The organism is Mesorhizobium sp. KR1-2 (assembly GCF_040045035.1).
Taxonomy (GTDB): Bacteria; Pseudomonadota; Alphaproteobacteria; order Rhizobiales; family Rhizobiaceae; genus Pseudaminobacter.
Map to the genome: position 1 here is coordinate 109,719 of NZ_JBDZDS010000010.1, position 20,788 is coordinate 130,506.

21 protein-coding genes are annotated in these 20,788 nt (G+C 62.4%); 12 read left to right on the forward strand and 9 right to left on the reverse strand.

Features of this window, described 5'->3' with window-relative positions; translation table 11 throughout:
- Positions 1-90: 90 nt before the first annotated feature.
- The 9 genes from ABLE85_RS19210 to ABLE85_RS19250 all read left to right on the forward strand — a co-directional run bounded on the left by ABLE85_RS19210 (position 91) and on the right by ABLE85_RS19250 (position 8,630).
- Positions 91-1,269 carry a D-alanyl-D-alanine carboxypeptidase family protein gene (locus ABLE85_RS19210; RefSeq protein ID WP_348794317.1) on the forward strand — a complete coding sequence of 393 codons (1,179 nt, stop codon included), beginning with the start codon at positions 91-93 and terminating at the stop codon, positions 1,267-1,269.
- Between the two features lie 89 nt (positions 1,270-1,358).
- Positions 1,359-2,030: a dTMP kinase gene (gene tmk / locus ABLE85_RS19215; protein WP_348794318.1), complete on the forward strand. Its 672-nt coding sequence runs from the start codon at positions 1,359-1,361 to the stop codon at positions 2,028-2,030.
- Positions 2,027-3,082 (forward strand): DNA polymerase III subunit delta', encoded by a 1,056-nt coding sequence (locus ABLE85_RS19220; RefSeq protein ID WP_348794319.1) that lies wholly within the window; start codon positions 2,027-2,029, stop codon positions 3,080-3,082. Before tmk ends, ABLE85_RS19220 begins: the two co-directional genes overlap by 4 nt.
- An 89-nt stretch (positions 3,083-3,171) precedes the next feature.
- Positions 3,172-4,725, forward strand: coding sequence for a methionine--tRNA ligase (gene metG / locus ABLE85_RS19225; protein ID WP_348794320.1), 1,554 nt, complete (start codon positions 3,172-3,174; stop codon positions 4,723-4,725).
- A 9-nt stretch (positions 4,726-4,734) separates the two neighbouring features.
- Complete coding sequence (locus tag ABLE85_RS19230) at positions 4,735-5,529, forward strand: TatD family hydrolase (RefSeq protein ID WP_348794415.1); 795 nt, start codon at positions 4,735-4,737, stop codon at positions 5,527-5,529.
- Positions 5,530-5,532: 3 nt separating this feature from the next.
- On the forward strand, positions 5,533-6,351 hold the full coding sequence (locus tag ABLE85_RS19235; protein WP_348794321.1) for an MBL fold metallo-hydrolase: 819 nt from the start codon (positions 5,533-5,535) through the stop codon (positions 6,349-6,351).
- A gap of 18 nt (positions 6,352-6,369) precedes the next feature.
- The gene (locus ABLE85_RS19240; RefSeq protein ID WP_348794322.1) at positions 6,370-6,840 is read left to right on the forward strand and encodes a YbaK/EbsC family protein; all 471 of its coding nucleotides are present in this window, start codon (positions 6,370-6,372) and stop codon (positions 6,838-6,840) included.
- Between the two features lie 336 nt (positions 6,841-7,176).
- Positions 7,177-7,911: a glycosyltransferase family 25 protein gene (locus ABLE85_RS19245; protein WP_348794323.1), complete on the forward strand. Its 735-nt coding sequence runs from the start codon at positions 7,177-7,179 to the stop codon at positions 7,909-7,911.
- 17 nt (positions 7,912-7,928) lie between these two features.
- Positions 7,929-8,630: a polysaccharide deacetylase family protein gene (locus ABLE85_RS19250; RefSeq protein WP_348794324.1), complete on the forward strand. Its 702-nt coding sequence runs from the start codon at positions 7,929-7,931 to the stop codon at positions 8,628-8,630.
- 26 nt (positions 8,631-8,656) lie between these two features.
- On the opposite strand, the gene ABLE85_RS19255 is transcribed toward ABLE85_RS19250, so the two are convergent.
- Positions 8,657-9,523: an AraC family transcriptional regulator gene (locus ABLE85_RS19255; protein ID WP_348794325.1), complete on the reverse strand. Its 867-nt coding sequence runs from the start codon at positions 9,521-9,523 to the stop codon at positions 8,657-8,659.
- A 126-nt stretch (positions 9,524-9,649) separates the two neighbouring features.
- Between ABLE85_RS19255 and ABLE85_RS19260 the strand changes: the two genes are divergently transcribed.
- On the forward strand, positions 9,650-10,594 hold the full coding sequence (locus tag ABLE85_RS19260) for a phytanoyl-CoA dioxygenase family protein (protein ID WP_348794326.1): 945 nt from the start codon (positions 9,650-9,652) through the stop codon (positions 10,592-10,594).
- A gap of 70 nt (positions 10,595-10,664) precedes the next feature.
- Here ABLE85_RS19260 and ABLE85_RS19265 read toward each other — a convergent pair whose 3' ends face one another.
- The 6 genes from ABLE85_RS19265 to ABLE85_RS19290 form a co-directional block, all read right to left on the reverse strand.
- Positions 10,665-11,354 carry a D-lyxose/D-mannose family sugar isomerase gene (locus tag ABLE85_RS19265; protein ID WP_348794327.1) on the reverse strand — a complete coding sequence of 230 codons (690 nt, stop codon included), beginning with the start codon at positions 11,352-11,354 and terminating at the stop codon, positions 10,665-10,667.
- Positions 11,351-12,391, reverse strand: a complete 1,041-nt coding sequence (locus tag ABLE85_RS19270; RefSeq protein ID WP_348794328.1) for a hypothetical protein — start codon at positions 12,389-12,391, stop codon at positions 11,351-11,353. The genes ABLE85_RS19265 and ABLE85_RS19270 overlap by 4 nt, the downstream gene beginning before the upstream one ends.
- A gap of 10 nt (positions 12,392-12,401) precedes the next feature.
- Positions 12,402-13,517: a sn-glycerol-3-phosphate ABC transporter ATP-binding protein UgpC gene (gene ugpC, locus ABLE85_RS19275; RefSeq protein ID WP_348794329.1), complete on the reverse strand. Its 1,116-nt coding sequence runs from the start codon at positions 13,515-13,517 to the stop codon at positions 12,402-12,404.
- Positions 13,518-13,520: 3 nt separating this feature from the next.
- Positions 13,521-14,402 (reverse strand): carbohydrate ABC transporter permease, encoded by an 882-nt coding sequence (locus ABLE85_RS19280; protein ID WP_348794330.1) that lies wholly within the window; start codon positions 14,400-14,402, stop codon positions 13,521-13,523.
- A complete protein-coding gene (locus ABLE85_RS19285) occupies positions 14,399-15,280 on the reverse strand; it encodes a sugar ABC transporter permease (protein WP_348794331.1) in 882 nt (293 codons plus the stop codon). Before ABLE85_RS19285 ends, ABLE85_RS19280 begins: the two co-directional genes overlap by 4 nt.
- 134 nt (positions 15,281-15,414) lie before the next feature.
- Entirely contained in the window at positions 15,415-16,668 is a 1,254-nt protein-coding gene (locus ABLE85_RS19290; RefSeq protein ID WP_348794332.1) for an ABC transporter substrate-binding protein, read from the reverse strand.
- A 238-nt stretch (positions 16,669-16,906) separates the two neighbouring features.
- Here ABLE85_RS19290 and ABLE85_RS19295 point away from each other — a divergent pair, with 238 nt between their 5' ends.
- The gene (locus ABLE85_RS19295) at positions 16,907-17,956 is read left to right on the forward strand and encodes a LacI family transcriptional regulator (RefSeq protein ID WP_348794333.1); all 1,050 of its coding nucleotides are present in this window, start codon (positions 16,907-16,909) and stop codon (positions 17,954-17,956) included.
- A gap of 105 nt (positions 17,957-18,061) precedes the next feature.
- A complete protein-coding gene (gene mazG, locus ABLE85_RS19300) occupies positions 18,062-18,886 on the forward strand; it encodes a nucleoside triphosphate pyrophosphohydrolase (protein ID WP_348794334.1) in 825 nt (274 codons plus the stop codon).
- A 4-nt stretch (positions 18,887-18,890) separates the two neighbouring features.
- Here the strand turns inward: mazG and hflX are convergent, their stop codons facing one another.
- Both hflX and hfq read right to left on the reverse strand, forming a co-directional pair.
- Positions 18,891-20,177 carry a GTPase HflX gene (gene hflX, locus ABLE85_RS19305; protein ID WP_348794416.1) on the reverse strand — a complete coding sequence of 429 codons (1,287 nt, stop codon included), beginning with the start codon at positions 20,175-20,177 and terminating at the stop codon, positions 18,891-18,893.
- Between the two features lie 108 nt (positions 20,178-20,285).
- Positions 20,286-20,534, reverse strand: coding sequence for an RNA chaperone Hfq (gene hfq / locus ABLE85_RS19310; RefSeq protein WP_348779593.1), 249 nt, complete (start codon positions 20,532-20,534; stop codon positions 20,286-20,288).
- Positions 20,535-20,788 lie beyond the last annotated feature (254 nt).

Consider the following 20,788-nt stretch of genomic DNA (forward strand, 5'->3'; position numbering starts at 1 on the left):
AAAGGTCGACCGGGCACGGACTTGATCAATCTCCGAAAGGCCTGATACCCTGCGGGTAGTCAGGGGCGGCGTAGAGAACGAGGCTGGTCTATGATGTTCGTTCGACTGTCACCCGTTGCCGCATTATTGAGCTTTGTGCTTGCCGTAGCGCTTTTGGAACCCGCCAGGGCGCAAATGTTCGACACCAAGGCCCAGCAGGCTTACATGGTCGACGCGGATACGGGCTCGATCCTTTTCGCCAAGAACGCCGACATGCCATTTCCGCCAGCATCGCTCGCCAAGCTGATGACGATGGAGATGGTGTTCCACGCCATCAAGGAAGGGCGCTACAAGCTCGACGACACTTTCGTCGTTAGTGAGAATGCCTGGCGCAATGGCGGTGCGAAATCGGGCGGTTCCACGATGTTCGCCTCGCTGAAGTCGGAGATCCGGCTGGAGGATCTGATCCAGGGCATGGCCGTGCAGTCGGCAAATGATGGTTGCATCATCGTCGCAGAAGGCATGGCCGGCAGTGAAGACAGCTTCGCGGAGCAGATGAACGAGCGCGCCCATGAGCTTGGCCTTACCAAATCCGTGTTCAAGAATTCGACGGGCCTGCCGGTCGACGGACAGGTGGTCACGGCGCATGAGCTGGTCGATCTGGCCATGCATATATGGCGCGAGTATCCCGAGTTTTACAAATATTTCTCTGAGCCCCAGTTCACCTGGAACAAGATCACCCAGCGTAACCGGAACCCGCTGCTGGCAATGGACATCGGAGCTGACGGCCTGAAGACCGGCTACACCGAGGAATCCGGCTACGGAATCGTCGCCTCCGTCAGCCGCGACGGACGCCGCATCTTCGCCGCCCTGAGCGGCATGAGCAGTGACCGCGAGCGCTCCGAGGAATCCCGCAAGATGCTGGACTGGGGCATGCGTACGTTCCAGAAGTCCGTACTCTTTGGCGACGGCGAGGCGGTAGCGGACGCCGGCGTCTACGGCGGCGCGAAGTCAAGCGTCGAACTCAAGGCGCATGGCCCCATCTCGGTTCTCATCCCCGTTTCCAATCGTGACCGGTTGACCGCGCGCGTGGTCTATGAAGGTCCGATCGTCGCGCCGGTGGAGGAGGGGACCAGGATTGGAGTGCTGCGGGTATGGATAGGCGATACTCTAAGCCAGGAAACGCCGCTCTATGCCGCCGAAAGCGTAGGGCTGGGCCCGCTGCACCGACGCGCGTTCGACGCGGTCGGCGAACTGCTTGTCGGCTGGCTGCGCGCGCCGGCATCGTAAAAGTGGACCTTTTGTCCCCAGCGGCATAATACGTCTCTCAGCCGGCATCGCACCGGAATCTTTTGCCGGGCTGAACAAGGACAAACGGATTGAGGCGCGGACTTTTCATAAGTTTCGAAGGCGGCGAGGGCGCTGGCAAGTCGACACAGATCAAGCTGCTGGCGGCCAAGCTGCGCGCGAAGGGCTACAGCCTGACCGTCACGCGCGAGCCCGGCGGCTCGCCGGGCGCCGAGGCGATACGCCATGTCATCCTGTCCGGTGCCGCCGAAACCTTCGGCCCCAAGATGGAGGCTCTGCTGTTTGCTGCAGCTCGCTCCGATCACATCGAGCAGGTGATCCGCCCGGCGATCGAGCGTGGCGACATCGTTCTGTGCGACCGCTTCGTGGATTCCTGGCGGGTCTATCAGGGCAGTTCCGGCGAAATCGATCCCGTCTTCATGGATGTGCTCGAGAGGGTTTCGGTCAACGGCATGATGCCTGACCTGACGCTTATCATGGACATCGACCCGGTGGAGGGGCTGGAGCGCGCGACCGCCCGCCGCGGCGATGACGTCGCCGACCGCTTCGAGAAGGAAACGCTCGCGATCCACCGGAGCCGGCGCAAGGCCTATCTTGAAATCGCCCGTAAGGAGCCCGACCGCTGCGTGGTCATCGACGCCTCCATGCCCCCTGAGGCGGTCGAGAACTCCGTGACGGCGGCCGCTTTTGGCGTGATCCAGCGTAGGTTTGCCGCGCTTGGAAGTCAGGTGCAGGAGGCGTGATGTTCGAACGCATCGCTCCCGAGCAGCACGACACGTTGGAGGGCGTGCCGGAGCCGGCCGAAAATCCATTCCTGGTCGGCCATGAGAACGCGGCCGGCATGCTAGCCGCCGCCTATCGCGCAGGCAAGCTGCCGCACGCGCTGTTGCTGGCCGGGCCGCAGGGCATCGGCAAGGCCACGTTGGCCTTTCATTTCGCCCACCATCTGCTGAAAAACCCCGTGCCCGGCACTGCCCCGGCGGTACTGGCCACACCGGACCCCGGCTCTGCGCTGTTTCGACAGGTTGCGATGGGTGCGCACCCGGCGGTCTTGCACCTGACCCGGCCGCTGAACGACAAGACCAAGGCGTTCAAGACCGTTCTGACCGTGGACGAGATCCGCAAGGTCAACCGGTTCCTCTCGATGACGTCGCATGACGGGAGCTATCGCGTGGTCATCGTCGACCCGGCCGACGACATGAACACCAACGCGGCCAATGCGTTGCTGAAGAACCTCGAAGAGCCGCCGGCGAAGACGCTGTTCATCCTGATCTCGCATTCACCGGGCAGCCTCCTGCCGACGATCCGCTCGCGCTGCCAGATGGTTCGACTGTCGCCGCTGGATGACGGCAGCCTGATGCAGGCGCTGGATCATGCCGGATTTTCGTCGCCGGACGGCGCGGAAGCCCGCGCCGCGCTCGCGGAGCGGGCAGGAGGCAGCGCGCGCAGCGCGATCATCCTGACGCAGTATGGCGGGTTGGAGATTGCGGAAGCATTCGACGACCTCATCGCCGCGCCGCATCCCGATGTGGCAGCCGCGCACAAACTGGCGGAGGTGGTCGCTGCGCGTGACCAGGCCCTGCGCTTCGACATCTTCAACCGGCATGCGCTAGACCTGCTTTCGGATGCTGCCAGTACAGCGGCGCGCGCCAACGATATTACCCGCGCCAATCGCCTCTCGGAGGCGTGGCAGGAGGCCGTCGCCTCGATCAACGAGGCGGAAACCTACAACCTTGACAAGAAGCAGCACGCGCTCAACCTGATCATGCGGCTCAATTCAGCCATGCGAATGTGAAGCACCTTGCCGGCTCCGGGATAGCAATCGCTTTCCCGATGCGTTATCTCACCGCTCAATTCACCATTTGAAGTACGAACGGCATCTTCATGTCCCGCGAAAAATTCTATCTGACGACGGCCATATCCTACCCCAACGGCAAGCCGCATATCGGCCATGCCTATGAGCTGATCGCGACCGACGCTCTGGCGCGCTTTCAGCGCCTCGACGGCAAGGACGTGTTCTTCCTAACCGGCACCGACGAGCACGGCATCAAGATGCTGCAGACGGCGCGCAAGGAAGGCATCACGCCGCGCGAACTGGCCGACCGCAACACGGCCGAGTTCCAGCGCATGGCTGCTGCGCTGAACGCATCCAATGACGACTTCATCCGCACCTCGGAGAAGCGCCACTACGAGGCCTCCCAAGCCATCTGGAAGGCCATGGTCGCCAGCGGCGATATCTACAAAGGCGGCTATGCCGGCTGGTATTCGGTTCGCGACGAAGCCTATTACGGCGAGGAAGAAACCGAAGTCCGCGCCGACAACGTCCGCTATGGGCCGCAGGGCACGCCGGTGGAATGGGTGGAAGAGGAAAGCTACTTCTTCCGTCTGTCAGCCTATCAGGACCGGCTGTTGCAGCATTATGAGAAGCATCCGGAATTCGTCGGGCCGCCGGAGCGGCGCAACGAGATTGTCAGCTTTGTCAAATCGGGCCTGAAGGACCTTTCGGTCTCGCGCACCACCTTCGACTGGGGCATTCCGGTGCCCGGCGACGAAAAGCACGTGATGTATGTGTGGGTCGATGCGTTGACCAACTACATCACCGCGGCCGGCTATCCGGACACCAATGCCGAACGCTGGCGCTATTGGCCGGCTGACGTTCACGTCATCGGCAAGGACATCACGCGCTTCCACACGGTCTACTGGCCGGCGTTCCTGATGTCGGCCGGCCTCGAACTGCCTAAGCGCGTGTTCGGGCACGGCTTCGTGTTCAACCGCGGCGAGAAGATGTCGAAGTCGGTCGGCAATGTGATCGACCCGTTCGCACTGGTTTCGCACTACGGGCTCGACCAGGTGCGCTACTTCCTTCTGCGCGAAGTGCCCTTCGGCCAGGACGGCAACTACAGCCATGAGGCGATCGTCAACCGTACCAATGCCGACCTTGCCAACGACCTCGGCAACCTCGCTCAGCGCTCGCTGTCGATGATCGCCAAGAACTGCGGCGGCGTGGTGCCGCAGCGCGGAACCCTGGCCGACGCCGACAAGGCCATACTCGACCAGGCCAGCGCCGCGCTCGCTACCGCTCGCAAGGCGATGTCGGAGCAGGCGATCCATCAGGCGCTCGCCGCGATCTTTGCGGTGGTCGCCGAGGCGAACCGCTACTTTGCCGCGCAGGAACCCTGGGCGCTGAAGAAGACCGACCCGGCGCGCATGGAAACGGTGCTTTTCACGACGGCCGAGACCATCCGGCGGATCGGCTTGATGTGCCAGCCTTACATTCCGGCGTCGGCCGCCAAGCTGCTCGATCTTCTGGCCATTCCGGCCGAGGAACGCACCTTCGACCGGGTTGCGGATGAATACGCACTGGTGCCGGGGGTCGAACTGCCGGCTCCACAGGCGGTGTTCCCGCGTTATGTCGAGCCAGCTGCCGCCGAGGCGTGAGGCGTGAAAATGCTCGTTGACAGCCACTGCCACCTCGACTTTCCCGACTTCGCCCAGGAGCGCGCGGACATCGTCGCGCGCGCCCAGGCGGCCGGGGTCCAGCGCATGGTCACGATCTCGACGCGAGTGAAACGCTTTCCCGAGATTCTCGAGATCGCAGAGGCGTTTGATCCGGTGTACTGCTCGGTCGGCACGCATCCGCACAATGCGGGCGATGAAATCGACGTCACGGCCGACGATCTGGTGAGGCTGGCCGAGCATCCGAAGGTGGTCGCGATCGGCGAGGCCGGGCTCGACTATTTCTACGACAAGGCCCCGCGCGAAGCGCAGGCGCAGAGCTTTCGCGTCCACATCGACGCGGCCCGTCGGACCGGTCTGCCGCTGGTCATCCATTCGCGCGACGCCGACGACGACATGATTGCGATCCTGGAAGAGGAGAGCGGGAAGGGGGCTTTTCCCTTCATTCTCCACTGCTTCTCGTCGGGTCGTGCGCTTGCCGAGGCTGGCGCCAGGCTGGGCGGCTACGCGTCATTTTCCGGCATTCTGACCTTCAAGAAGTCCGAGGACATTCGCGCGATCGCGGCCAATGTGCCGCGCGACCGGTTGCTGGTCGAGACCGACGCTCCCTACCTGGCCCCGGTGCCGTTTCGTGGCAAGCGCAACGAGCCGGCCTATGTCGCCCACACCGCCAAAATCCTGGGCGAGACAGTGGGCATCGGCGCAGAGGAGATCGCGGCGATCACGACCGACAATTTCTTCCGGCTGTTCAAGAAGATGCCGCGGCCGGCCGCACAGGGCGCCTGACGCATGGCGGACCTGCTTCGCCTCACGATCCTTGGTTGCGGCTCGTCGCCGGGAACGCCACGGATTACGGGCGACTGGGGCGAATGCGACCCGCTGAACCCGCGAAACCGTCGCATGCGCGCCGCAGCCATGGTGGAACGCGTGTCGGCTGACGGCGGCACGACGCGGGTGGTGATCGACACCGGGCCCGATTTTCGCGAGCAGATGCTGATGGCGGGCGTGAAGCGGATCGACGCGGCCATCTACACCCATCCGCACGCCGACCACATCCACGGCATCGACGACCTGCGCGGCTTCGTGCTCGAGCGGCGGCAATTGATGGACGTCTATGCCGACCAGCCGACCCTGAACCGGCTGTTCGAAGCGTTTGGCTATTGCTTCGAGACGCCGCTCGGCAGTTCTTATCCGCCAATCCTGCGTGCCAATGAGATCGAGCATTCGGAGACGGTGGTGATCGAAGGAGAGGGGGGTGCCCTCACCTTTCTGCCGCTGCCGCAGATACACGGCGACATCATCTCGCTGGGGTTCCGCGTCGGCTCGCTGGCCTATTGCTCCGACGTGAGCCATTTTCCGCCGGCGACCGCGGAGTTGATGCAGGAGCTGGACGTGCTGGTGATCGATGCGCTGCAATATCGGCCGCATCCGAGCCATCTGTCGCTCAACGAGGCCCTTGAATGGATCGAACGCCTGCAGCCCGGGCGCGCCGTGCTGACGCATATGCACGTACCGCTGGACTATGCCACGGTTGCAGACCAGACGCCGGACCATGTGGAGCCGGCCTATGATGGAATGGTCATAGAAATCCCTTTGAAATCAATCTGAAAGAGGCGGAGGCTCATCATGGCTGGCAGTATCGATCGCGTCACGGAGGCAGCGGCGGCAGCCGGGCTGGAGATCGAGATCCGCCGCATGGGAGCCTCCACGCGCACCGCCGAAGAAGCTGCTGAGCAATGCGGCTGCTCGACCGCGCAGATCGTTAAATCGCTGGTTTTTCAAGGCGAAAGCAGCGGAAAGCTCTATCTGTTCCTGGTTTCCGGACCCAACCAGCTCGACCTTGCCAAGGCTGCGGAACTGGTCTCCGAGACGCTGAAGCGCGCCGATCCGCGCCATGTCCGCGAGCAGACGGGATTTGCCATCGGCGGCGTATCGCCACTGGGCCATCTGATCGACATTCCGGCGTTCGCCGACCAGACGTTGCTGTCGTTCGACCGGGTCTGGGCAGCAGCCGGCGCGCACGACGCCGTGTTCGCGGCCGAGCCAACGGCGCTGTTTGCCGCCGCACGCGCCACGGCCGCCGATCTTTCCGCGTAGGCCGATCTTGCAGCATGGATCGACAGCCAAACGGAGCCTTGCTCCTCCTGGCACATAGAGAAGTTCCATAATCTATCTTATGTGACTTTCTTATGTAGCCGCCATTCGAAGGCGATCACGCTTGCTGCACGACCTGTCTAGTTTTGGACCGTGACATGCAAGGCGTGACATCCTCCTCCGTCGAGCGATGAACTTGACGCTCGTTCTATCCTGCGCGAGTTTGCGCGCCAATGGACTCGCGCCTGCAGGTTCGGATGTGCTGCAGGATATATTTTTGAGATATTCCAGGCGGGACGCATCTACCACCATTCGGCTTCAGGGCCTGAAAGGCATCCTATGATCGTAAAGGCTTTGGTCATTCACCTTGCGCGCGCCGAGCAGCGAAAAGAGCATGTCAAAAAACTCGCGGCTGAGCTGCCTTTTCCGCTGGAGATCATCGAGGCTGTGGACGGGAAACTGCTGCCCGATGAAGCCATAGAGAAATTCTGTCGTCCTCGGCTGTATCGCCCCACCTACCCCTTTGCGCTCAACCGCAACGAGATTGCCTGCTTTCTTTCCCACCGTCGGGCCTGGCAGGCGATTGTGGATCAGAACCTCGACGCCGCACTGATCATGGAGGATGACGCGGCCCCCATCGCGCCTTTCTCCGATGGGCTCGAGCTGGCGCTGACGAATATCGAGCGCGAAGGATTCATCCGCTTTCCCTTCCGGGACGGCCGTGAGAGCGGCCGCCTCGTTGCCCGGTCGGGCGACGTCTCGCTGATCGAGCCGGTCTGCGCGGGGCTTGGCATGGTGACGCAACTCGTCAGCCGCGACGCGGCGGCCAGATTGCTAAAGGCAACCGAAACCGTGGATCGCCCGGTCGACGTCCTTCTCCAGATGCCGTGGGTGACTGGCGTCGTGGCCCGGTCTGTCGTACCAGGTGGAATTCGGGAAATTTCGCCCACCCTTGGCGGCAGTACGCTCAAGCCGAAGCGGCAGATCTCGAAGCTCAAGCGCGAGCTATTGCGCCCGATTTACAGAGCCAGAATTGCGATGAGAGCAAGACTGGCGGCAATGCGTCGTCAGTGACATCGAGCGGTGCCCACATGCCCATACCGATCTTCATGTATCACCAGGTCGACACCCCCGCCCCGCGCGGCAGCCGCTTCCGTGCGCTGACGGTCGATCCGCGCGATTTTCGCCGCCAGATGACATGGTTGAAGCGGCTGGGCTTCACCGGCCTCTCGATGCGTGACCTGCTGCCCTATCTGCGCGGCGAAAAGACCGGCAAGGTCGCGGGCATTACCTTCGACGACGGTTTTCGCAACGTCTATGTCAACGCCATGCCGGTGCTGCAAGAGTTCGGCTTCACGGCGACGAACTACTTCGTCAGCCGCCAAATCGACGGCTCCAACGAATGGGATGCTCCGGTTGGCGTTCCCTATGCGCCCTGCATGTCGAAGGCCGAGATGCGGGAATGGGCGGCGCTCGGCCATGAAGTCGGCTCGCATACGCTCGATCATGTCCGGCTGCCAACCGTTGCGCCAAGCGAGGCACGGCGCCAGATCACCGACGCCCGTCACGAGCTGGAAGACATGCTGGGCAGCGCCGTCGACGCTTTCTGCTACCCCTATGGCGGCGAGAATGGCGAGGTCCGGCAGATCGTCGAGGAAGCGGGCTACACAAACGCAACCACGGTAAAAAGGGGCCACGCCCGGCCGCAGGATGACATGCTGCTCCTGCCGCGCATGACTGTGCGGCGTCACGACACCTGGCTGCATTTCGTCAGGAAATGCCTGATGGGCTGATGTTCCGGCGGGGGAACGGAGGCGGCCTACCCCGCAGCGCGAAAACTCTGACGGTAGCTGCGCGGCGTCAGGCCTTTCAACGCCTTGAACTGACGGTTGAAATTGGCCAGCGTTTCATAGCCCACAGCTTCGGCGATATGCGCGATCGGCTTTGAGGTGCCTGAGAGCATGGCACAGGCTTCGCCGATCTTCAGTCGCATGATGTAGTCCGTGATCGACATATGCGTATGGCGGCGAAACAGCCGGTGCAGGCCCGACGGGCTGAGCGCGGCGACATCGGCCAGTTCCGCCAGCGAGAGGCCGGATGCGTAATTGAGATGGATGTGGTCGAGCACACGGTCGATCCGGGACCGGTCAGACCCCGCCGGCGCGGGTACGCTTCGCGGACTCGCCAACGGCTCGGCGCCAGCATCCTGCGCCAGCATGTTCAGCACCTGCATCAGGCATAGCAGACGCTCGTCGGCAGAGCGCGTGAACAGGTCCTCGATGACCGGGCGTGCCCGCGCCGCATAGGTGTCCGTGAATTTCAGCCCCGTCGCAGCGCGCTCCACCACGGCCGCCACCGATTTGAGCTCTACGAAAGTCTGCGAAAGTGTCTGCGCCCATTCCGGACGAAACCACATGACCAGCGCGACGTGCGGTTCGCCCTGCTCGACCTTTTCGGTCGAGCTCCAGCTATGCGGCAGGTTCGGACCGATCAGCACGAGATCGCCGTCGTCATAGCCACCGATGTGGTCGCCGATAAAGCGTTGGCCGCGCGAATTGAGCGTGAGCGTCAATTCCAGCTCGGGATGATGGTGCCACTGGAAGGGGATTTCATCATCGAGCCGGCGATTCAGCATGGCCCAGGACGTGCCGGGTGACGGCTGTAGCTTTTCGAGAAACGGCTTCATTTTGGCAGAAAATACATTGAGACGCCAGAATAGTATCAGAATGTGCGTTGGCAGTACAACTTCCCTGCCCCAATCCAACTAGGATCAATGCAGCGACGGACCACACGGCGAGGAATGGAGGAAACCATGGCGCACGCGACAGACCTTAAGAAAGACAGCCACCCAACTTCGAAGAACCTCACCACGCAGCTCAAGGACATCGACAAGCAGCTGCCGTTGCGGGTGCTCAGCGAGGACGATTGGCAGCACTGGATTACCAAGGGCTATGTGATCGTGCGCGGTGCCGTACCGCAGGAGAATGTGCAGCGTCTGACTGATCTCCTCTGGGAATTCGATGAGAAGGATCCGAAGGATCCGTCCACCTGGTATGCGCCGCAGCGCCGCGACCACCTGATGAAGGAGCTCAACGGCGCCGGCATGGTGGAAATCTACAATCACCAGTATCTGTGGGACAACCGCCAGATGAAGCGCGTCTACGACGCCTTCGTCGACATCTGGGACCGGGAAGAGCTCTGGGTCGCCATCGATCGCGCCAATCTCAACCCGCCCAAGAAAGTGCCGGGTAACCCGAACGGCTTCATTCACTGGGACAGCGATACCTCACTTCGTCCGCTGCCGATCGGCGTGCAGGGAGTGCTTTCGCTGGTCAAGCAGGACGGCGACATCGGCGGTTTTCAGTGCATTCCCGAACTGTTCTCGAAATTTGAGGAGTGGGTGAAGACGCAACCCGCCGACCGTGATCCGCACCACCCGGACCTCGCCGGTCTGACGATCACCAATATCGAGATGAACCCCGGCGACCTTTTGATCTTCAACACGCTTCTGGCGCACGGCGTGCGGCCAAACCACTCGAAGGACCGGGTGCGCATGGCGCAGTACATCTCGATGTTCCCGGCCGACGAAGACGACGTCGAGGAGCGTGGAGCGCGCATCCACTCCTGGCGCGAGCGCGAGGCCCCCAAGCGCGCCGCCTTCCCCGGCGATCCACGCGACTGGGAAAAGAAGAACGCCAAAACGGCCGAATTGAATGAGCTTGGTCGCAGGCTGCTTGGTCTCGACAGCTGGCATTGAAACCAAAAAGGCGGCGGCTTGCATGAATGCAAACCGCCGCCGCTCCCGCCGCACTGTGCAACAGATCCGATTAGGCCTTGCCGTCGATGAAACGGTCGTAGTCCGAAACCAGAAGATGAAGCGCTGCTTCATCCTCTTCTATGCTGGAAAAGCGCCCGATCGGATCGACGAAAACGTTGTCGGTCAGGTCGTCATTGACCGTCGAGACCTCGCCGATCAGCACGTCGGCGCCTTCCGCCCAGAAGGCGTGCCAGACGCCCGGCAGCAACGTGACGCTCTCGCCCGGATCAAGCTTCAACAGTCCGCCGGCCGGCAATTTGCGGATCACGCCGTCCGTCGGCACCTCAACCTCGCGATGCCGGTCGATATTGCCCGCTTCATCGGGCATGAAGAGCTCCAGGACCAGCTTTCCGCCGCCGCGGTTGATGATGTCCTCCGCCTTCACATTGTGCCGGTGCATCGGCGAAAGCTGGCGTTGGCGCGTGATCATGATCTTTTCGGCGTAGAGCATGCCGCGACCGCGCGAGAGGTCCGCTGCGCTGCCGTTGCGCACGGTGAACAGGAAAAGCCCGAGTTCGTCGAATTTGCCCTGGCCGTAGTCGGTGATGTCCCAGCCGAGGCGGGAATCGACGATACCCGCTGGGCGACGCGACTTGAGCTCTTCCGGCGTCCAATAAGCAAAGGGCGGCATGATGTAGCCGAAGGAGCGGATGAACGCGTCTCCCTCGCGGATGATTTCGTTGACGCGGGAGCGTTTCATTTTGCAGGTCCTTTGTGGTTGCCGGCATCCAGGCTGGATGCGGAAATCCGATATTGCGTCGTCCATCTCTCGCCGGCGCGGAATTTACGTCCCGGTGACACGGACTTAGGCCTTTGCGGTGCGAGCCTTGTGTCATCGAAAAAGCCGTTCACGGGTTCGATGCCGATGCCGCGAAAGCGGTTCGACCAGGGCGGCGCGCTGCGCCCGCGATCCGAGAGCCATATGACGAGCGACGGGAAGTCATCGGCATTCCAGTCGAGGCGCGCCTGATACCCGTCATCCGGATAGTCGAGGCGGATAGAACCGGCTGCGCCTGCAAGCTGAAGGATTTCTTCCCTCAGGCCGGTCGGCGGCCGGGTAAGATCAGCAGCACCGTCGGCGAGGGGCACCGCGTCGAGCGTCGAGAACTCTGCGCCCGGTCTCAAACGGGACACGCCGGGTTCGAACACCTTCGGAAACGTATAGCCCTGCGTGAAAGGTCCTGGATCGAGCCGCATGCGGCGCCCTTCCCCGGCAAGCTTGAAGATCGGGTGCAGGCCAATCGGCAGCACGCACTCGGCCCGGGCTTCGACCGTCAGCTCGATCGCAACCGTCGCCTCGCCCGACACGCCTTCAATGCGACGCTCCAGCCGCTTGATGGGATGATTTTCCGGATAGTCGATCGCCAGCGTGATGGCGTCCGCAGACCGCTCCACCACATGCCAGGCGTTGTCAGTGCCAAAGCCGTGGTGATGCGGATCGACTATTGTCGTCCCGAATGGCACGCAAGGCCACTCCCCGCCGAGCTGACGCAGATGCGGCGGGATCGATGCATCCGCCACGACGGAAGGCTCGCCGATCCAGGGCGCCTCCGCCAGCGGCTCGACGGTCGAACCATTCTCCAGCCGAAAAGCCAGATTGTGCAGAGCCGCGCCGATGGCCAGGACGTCGGCATGGCCGCGATCCCATGACAGGCGCCAGTGCGGTCCGGCAATCGCTGCGGCGGAGTCAGGCGCGTTCTCTTCCGCAACTAGAGCCGGGCTGCTGACGGCTGGCATAGCCCGCTCCTCAGACGATGCGCTGGCCGCTGGCAGGATCGAAGAACACTGCCTTGTCGAGATTGAATGCCAGCTTCATCCTCTTGCCGGCGGCGACATTTGCGTCGGCGCGCAGTCGCGCGGTCACATGCTTGCGGCCAAGCCGGGTCACGGCGAACGTATCGGAGCCAGCCGGCTCCACGACCTCGATCAGGCATTCGCTCTCGGCCACGTTCGTGGCATTGCGGTCGGCGCCGTCGCGGTCGGTCAGCGCCTCGGGGCGGATGCCGAAGATCACCTCCTTGCCGTTATGCGCGGCAAGCCCGGATGGAGCATTGGGCACGCCGAGGACGAGCGGTTCCTGTTCCTCGCGATGTGTCGAGAGGGAGACACCTGAACCGTTCTTGGCGATCGTCACCGGGATGAGGTTCATGGCCGGCGAGCCCATGAAGTCTGCGACGAACAGATTGGCCGGGTTGTTGTAGATTTCCGCCGGCGTGCCCGACTGCTGCAGCAGGCCGTCCTTCAGCACCGCGATCTTGGTTGCCAGCGTCATCGCCTCGATCTGATCATGCGTGACATAGACGATGGTCGTGCCCATGCGCTGGTGCAGGCGCTTGATCTCGGTGCGCATGTCGACACGCAGCTTAGCGTCGAGGTTGGAAAGCGGCTCGTCGAACAGGAACACCTGCGGATTGCGCACCAGCGCCCGGCCGATGGCGACACGCTGGCGCTGGCCGCCGGAAAGCTGGCTCGGCTTGCGGTCGAGCAGGTGACCGATCTGCAGCATGTCCGCAACGGAGGCGATGGCCTTTTCGCGCTCGGGCTTCGGCACGCCACGGATCTCCATGCCGAAGGCTATGTTTCCCGCCACCGTCATGTTCGGGTAAAGCGCGTAGGACTGGAACACCATCGCAATGTCGCGCTGCGAGGGATGCAGCCCGTCGATCACCTTTCCGCCGATGCTGATCGAGCCGCCAGTGATTGCCTCCAGCCCGGCGATGGAGTTGAGCAGGGTCGACTTGCCGCAGCCGGAAGGCCCGACGAGAACCAGGAAACCGCCCTCCTCCACGTCGAGATCGATGCCCTTCAGCACCTTCACATTGCCGAAGGTCTTTTCGAGATTGCGGATTTGCAGGAACGACATGCTCTAACCCTTCACCGCGCCGGCCATGAGGCCGCGCACGAAATACCGGCCGGACACGATGTAGACGACCAATGTCGGCAGTGCCGCCAGGATCGCGCCGGCAAAATGGACGTTGTATTCCTTCACGCCGCTCGAGGACGACACGAGGTTGTTGAGCGCGACCGTCATCGGTTGCGATTTGAAGTCTCCGAAGGAGGCGCCGAATAGAAAATCGTTCCAGATGTTGGTGAACTGCCAGATCACCGTCACCACGATGATCGGCGCCGAGGATGGCAGCAGGATGCGCCAGAAGATCTGGAAGAAGCTGGCGCCGTCGATCTGCGCGGCCTTCACCAGTTCGGTCGGAAACGCAGCATAATAGTTGCGGAAGAACAGCGTGGTGAAGCCGAGGCCATAGGCCACGTGGATCAGGATCAGTCCGCGCGTGGTGCCGGCAAGGCCGAGCATGCCGAGGATGCGCGCGGCCGGGATGAGCGCGATCTGGAACGGGATGAAGCAGGCCAGCAGCATCAGCCCGAACACAAGATTGTCCCCGCGAAAGCGCCATTTGGTCAGGACAAAACCGTTCAGCGCGCCGAGCAGTGTCGAGATCGCCACCGCCGGAACTGCCATGAGGATCGAGTTGATGAAGTACGGTTTCAGGCCGGTCGCCTGAACGCCGATCTGCGCTGTCGACCAGGCGGTGAACCACGGGTCGAGCGTGAATTCCTTCGGCAGGGCAAGCATGTTGCCTTCCCGGATCTCGGAAAGCGGCTTCACCGAGTTCACGATCATCACATAGAGCGGCAGCAGGTAGTAGATCGCGAACAGCACGAGCACGATGTAGATCAGCCCGCGCGTAAGCCGGTTGACCTGCGTGGCGTTGTCGGATGAAGGCTGGCTCATTGGCGCGGCCCTCCCCGCAGTTCCGAATAGAGATACGGGACGATGATGGAGAAGATCATGATCAGCATGATCACCGCAGACGATGCGCCGATGCCCATCTGGTTGCGGGTGAAAGTGTAGGAATACATGAAGGTGGCGGGCAACTCGGTCGCCTGCCCCGGCCCGCCGCCAGTCAGCGCCACGACAAGGTCGTAGGACTTGATGGCGAGGTGGGCGAGCACGACGAAGGCCGACAGGAACACCGGCCGCATCAGCGGGATGATGATGCGACGGTAGATGGTCGTGGTCGAGGCGCCGTCGATCTGGGCGGCCTTGATGATCTCGTTGTCGACGCCGCGCAGGCCTGCCAGGAACATGGCCATGACGAAGCCCGACGACTGCCAGACCGCGGCCATCACCACCGTGTAGATCGCCAGATTGCGATCCTTGATCCAGGTGAAGGAAAAATTCTCCCAGCCCCACATCTGCATGGTGTGCTCCAGGCCGATGCCGGGGTCGAGAAACCATTTCCATGCGGTGCCGGTCACGATGAAGGACAGCGCCATCGGGTAGAGATAGATCGGGCGCAGAAAACCCTCGGCCCGGATCTTCTGGTCGAGCAGGATGGCCAGGAACAGGCCCAGCACCGAGCAGACCGCGATGTAGAGCACACCGAAGATCGCCAGGTTGGTCAGCGCCCGCCACCAGTGCGGGAGCTGCCAAAGCTTGGAATAGTTTTCGAAGCCCACCAGCCCGTAGGACGGCAGCATCTTCGAATCCGTCAGCGACAGATAGCCGGTGTAGAGAATGAAGGCATAGACGAAGAGCAGGATCATGGCGAAGCTGGGCGCCAGCACCAGCTTGGGCACGATGGACTGCAACTGATTGCGTGTCGGCATTATCCGTCCCCCCGCAAACGGCAGCATCGCCACCGTATTTGCGTTGGAAAAACAGGAGCATCCGGACGGTTGTTCAAACGCTCCCAAAGTCACCGGCGGCGCGCGAACCGCGCCCCGCCGGCAGGCTCATGCGCTTACTTCGCGGCCGCGACAGCGGCGGCGAGTTCGGCAGGCGCCTCGTCGGTCGACAGGTCGCCGTTGAAGTGGCGCGTGATGACGTCATACATCGCGTTCTTGATCGAGGCCGGAACGGCATGGCCGTGAGCCATGGAGCCGAACAGCGTGCCCTTCTCATTGGCTTCGGCGAGATCGGCCATGCCCTTCTTGCCGCAGTCGTCGAAGTCGGTGTTCGGCACGTCGGTGCGGGCCGGCACCGAGCCCTTGACCACGTTGAAGGCCGACTGGAACTTCGGGTCCTCGATAGCCGAGGCCATCAGGAGCTGCGCCTTCTGCTTGTCCTCGCCCACCTTGAACATCATGAACTGGTCGGAGTTGAAGGTGACGGCGCCCTGCGTGCCCGGGAAGCGGATGCAGACGAAGTCGGTGCCGGGCTTCTGGCCAGCCTTGAGGAACTCGCCCTTGGCCCAGTCGCCCATCATCTGCGCACCGGCCTTGCCTTCGATGACCATCGCCGAGGCGAGGTTCCAGTCACGGCCGGAGAAGTTGTCGTCGACATAGGAGCGCAGCTTCTCCATGCGGCTGAAGGCTTCCTTCATCTTGTCGCCGCTCAGCGCCGCCGGATCGTTGTCGATCATGGATGCCTTGTAGAAGTCGGTGCCGAGCGACAGCACGACCGCGTCGAAGAGGGTCGCGTCCTGCCACGGCTGACCGCCATGGGCGAGCGGCGTGATGCCGTTTGCCTTCATCTTGTCGAGCATGGCGACGAACTCGTCCCAGTTCTGGGGCTCCGCACCGCCAGCGGCGTCGAGCGCCTTCTTGGAGATCCAGACCCAGTTGGTCGAGTGCACGTTCACAGGTGCTGCGATCCACTTGCCGTCATATTTCGAGAAGTTCTGCAGCGCGGTCGGGATCACCTTGTCCCAGCCCTCGGCATTGGCGACTTCGCCGAGATCGCCGACGACGCCCTGCTTGGCCCAGTCGGTGATGTCGAAGCCCAGCGCCTGCACGGCCGTGGGCGGGTTGCCTGCGGTGACGCGGGCGCGCAGCGCAGTCATGGCTGCTTCGCCGCCGCCGCCGGCAACCGGCATGTCGGACCAGGTAACACCCTTGGATTCAAGGTCCTTCTTGAGCACTTCCAGCGCCGCGGCTTCTCCGCCCGACGTCCACCAGTGCAGAACCTCGACATTGTCGGCGGCCTTGGCGGCGCCCGACGTCAGGGCAATGAGCGCCACACTGGCGGCAAGCTTTGTGATCGTACGCAGTGACATGGAATCCTCCCCAGATGGCTTGGCGGCAATTTGCGCCAGCTGTGAATTTATAACGATATAAATCAGGGTGATGTCAAGACGTTGGGCCGTTTCTGCCCGATCCGCTCGATATCGCCTTGAACAATATGACTTTAATCATGATAAAGCGCCTGTCGACGCCGCCTTTTCAGGCAACGGGTTTCAATTTATAACGTTATAAATGCGCAAGAGGCGCGCAGCATTACACAAGGCAGGGCCGATGGACGGTGGCGAAAGAGGCGGAAAGCGCGAGGCAAGCGAGGACACGACAGCCAAGCCGACGCTTCGCACGATTGCCGAACTGACCGGCCTTGCCGTGACGACCGTGTCGCGGGCGCTGGGCGGCGCGCCGCAGATTGCGCTAGAGACTCGCCAGAAAGTACGGCAGGTGGCGGAGGAAATCGGCTATCTGCCAGACCGTGCGGCACAGAGGCTACGCACCGGGCGCACCAACGTCATCACCCTCGTTTTGGACCCGCACGAGGAAATACTCGGCTTCAGCACGTCGCTGATCCGCGGCCTTACAGAGGCGCTCCGGGATACGCCCTATCACCTCGTCGTCACGCCGCATTTCGCCAATGTGCCGAGCCTCGATCCGGTGCGCCACATCATGCGCAACAAGATGGCCGATGGCATCGTTTTCTCGCGCACCGAGCCGTTCGATGAGCGGGTGAAGTTGCTGCTCGAGCACGAGTTTCCTTTCGTCTGCCACGGCCGCACGGAACTCGGTGCCCCTCACCCCTATGTCGACTTCGACAATTTCAGCTTTGCCTACGAAGCGACGAAGCGCCTGATCGCCGGCGGCCGCAAGCGACTGTCCATCATACTGCCGCCGCGCCGTTTCACCTTCTTCCAGCACATCCAGTACGGCTTCATGAGCGCCGTGCGGGAGGCCGGCGTCACCTTCGAATTGGTGGAAGGCGTGGATCTCGACAGTCCGGCAGCGGATATTCAGGCGTATGTGTTTCGGCGCGCGGGCGAACCCAATCCGCCCGACGGCTATGTCTGCGGCGGCGAAGTTTCCGCGCTTGCTGTCATGGCCGCACTAAGCGACCGCGGGCTGAGGCCGGGCGACGATGTCGGTATCGTCGCCAAACAGACGTCCGGCCTGTTCGACCTCATCCGTCCCCAGGTCGACACGATCTACGAGGACATCGCTGACGCCGGACTGCAGATGGGCCGGCTCCTGCTGGCGGCGATCGGCGGACGTGAGCCGAGCGAGCTTCAGATATTGCAGAAACCCAAGCTCAATTTTATTGCGGCGACATGAGCGATCGGCTTTAACGCCTCCATCATTGATGACGGCCGGTGCCTGTGGTTGTTCCCTCGCCCGCCGGCCATGTCCGCTGCAAGATCACGGGGCTAGCATAGAGCCATGCAACCATCCAAAGACATTTCCCGCCTGATCGAAATCATGGCCGCCCTGCGCGCGCCGGTTACCGGCTGCCCCTGGGACATCGAGCAGAACTTCGAGACGATCGCGCCCTATACGATCGAAGAGGCCTATGAGGTTGCCGATGCGATCGCGCGTGGCGACTTCGATGACCTTCGCCAGGAACTGGGCGATCTGCTGCTTCAGGTGGTCTACCACGCGCAGATGGCCAAAGAAGCCGGCGAGTTCGATTTCGGCGACGTGGTCGATGCCGTCACGACCAAGATGATCCGCCGCCATCCGCATGTTTTCGGCGACGAGGAAGCTCGCGGCGCTGGCATGGCCAAGGGCATGTGGGAAGCGATCAAGGCCGAGGAGAAGGCCGAAAAACGTGAGGCGCGCCTGGCCCGCGGCCTCCACCCGGAGGACCACGGCAGCGGCTTCCTTGACGGCGTACCCCTGGCCTTCCCGGCCCTCACTCGTGCACTGAAGCTTCAGGAAAAGGCGGCGCGCGTCGGCTTCGACTGGAAGGAAGCAGCACCGATCCTCGACAAGATCGAGGAAGAGATTGGGGAACTGCGCGAGGCGATGGGCAAGGCCGACCAGGCCGCGATCCAGGACGAATTCGGCGACGTACTGTTCGCGCTGGTCAACTTCGGCCGACACCTGAAGATCGACTCGGAGGCCGCGCTGAGCGGCACGAACGAAAAGTTCCGCACGCGGTTCCACCATGTGGAGCGCGCGCTGGAAAAGTCCGGAAGGAGCCTTGAGCAGGCTAGCCTGGAGGAAATGGAAGCACTCTGGCAGGAGGCAAAGGGCGCAGAATAGGCCGCTAGCCCTTCCCCTTACGCCGCAATCTGGAATCAATTTCCTCGCACGCAGCGGCCGTCGCCAGCATCGAGATCGTGACGCTGCCGTCCTCGTTGTCCACCCGCTCGGTGACGTCGCCATTTCGGTAGAGCCAGTCGACCATGCCGAACTGGTCTGGTGCAAGCTGCACCGTCACCGGCTTTAGCTCTCCCGAGACCCGCTCCTCGATCAACGCCGTCAGTGCGTCGATGCCTTCTCCGGTTATGGCGGAGATGGCAATGGGCGGCGCAGGCTTGCCACTGGCGCTCTCGGCGAGAAGCCTTGCGCGATTGCCCTCGTCGAGGCGGTCGACCTTGTTCCACACCTCGACGATTCGCTTGTCATCCGCCGGGTCGACTCCGAGATCGGCAAGGATGCGTTCGACATCCTCGGCTTGAGCCGCCGTATCGGGATCGGAAATGTCGCGCAGATGGATGATGAGATCGGCTTCCACGACCTCTTCCAGCGTGGCGCGGAAAGCGGCGATCAGATGCGTCGGAAGGTCGGAGATGAAGCCGACCGTGTCGGACAGGATTATCGGCGTGCCGTGCGGCAGGCGCACCCGCCGCAAAGTCGGGTCGAGGGTGGCAAACAGCATGTCCTCGGCCAGAACCCCTGCTCCGGTCAGGCGGTTGAACAGCGTGGATTTGCCGGCATTGGTGTAGCCGACGATCGCGACGACGGGAAACGGCACCTTGCGACGCTTGGCCCGGTGCAGGTCGCGGGTGCGGCGCACCGTTTCCAGTTCGCGCTTGAGCTTGATGATCTTTTCCTGAAGCGCGCGACGGTCCGCCTCGATCTGCGTCTCGCCGGGGCCGCCAAGGAAGCCGGCGCCGCCGCGCTGGCGCTCAAGGTGGGTCCAGCTGCGCACGAGTCGGCCCTTCTGGTAGTTGAGATGGGCCAGGTCGACCTGCAGCGTACCTTCCTTGGTGCGCGCACGCCGGCCGAAAATCTCCAGAATCAGTCCGGTACGGTCGAGGACCTTGGCGTTGGTGGCCTTTTCCAGGTTGCGCTGCTGCACTGGCGTAAGCGGATGATCGACGATCACCAACTCCGCATGGGCGTCCTTGACCACCTCGGCAAGCTCGTCGACCTTGCCACTGCCCAATAGCGTCGCCGGACGTGGGTCGTTCACGGTCACCACAGCAGTATAAACAGGATCAAGGTCGATGGCGCTGGCCAGGCCAACCGCCTCGTCGAGACGGGCTTCGGACGAGCGTGTCATACGCGGACGATTCGCGTCGTCCTCGCCGCGCTGTGGGCGCGTCAGAACGGGCACGATAACGACAGCGCTTGTCAATTTTTCACCAGGCGTGCGACCCGAACCGTTCGGTCCGGGTCCGCGCTCGCCGTTTCCGGCGTGTCTGTCTTGGGCCAATCAGGCTCCCTGGCTGTTTTCCTCACCATCGAACATTTGAACCGGCTGGCTCGGCATGATGGTGGAGATTGCATGTTTGTAGACGAGCTGGGAGTGCCCGTCGCGGCGCAGCAGCACACAGAAATTGTCGAACGACGTCACCACGCCGGTCAACTTGACGCCGTTAATAAGGAAGATCGTGAGTGGGTTCTTACTTTTACGAACCGAGTTCAGGAAGAGATCCTGAAGATTTTGCGTACGTTCCGCCATTTTTCTTATCTTTCGTCGAGCCCCGTCGATTTGCAGGCTACTGCGCCAAAATTATCGGCCCCTGTCAACCATGCAAACCACTCTCTTGTCATAGTCATGACAAGCAGAACGAGTTGTTTTTGAAGCAGTTCCACTTAAGCGGTTATCAGGCTGGCGTTTCTTCCGCAACGCCAAAAAGCCGTGGTGCGACAAAAGTCCGACTCTGGCAGAGTCGCAGCCGCCCCGCTGAACTGTATTTCGTGCCGAATTCGCCG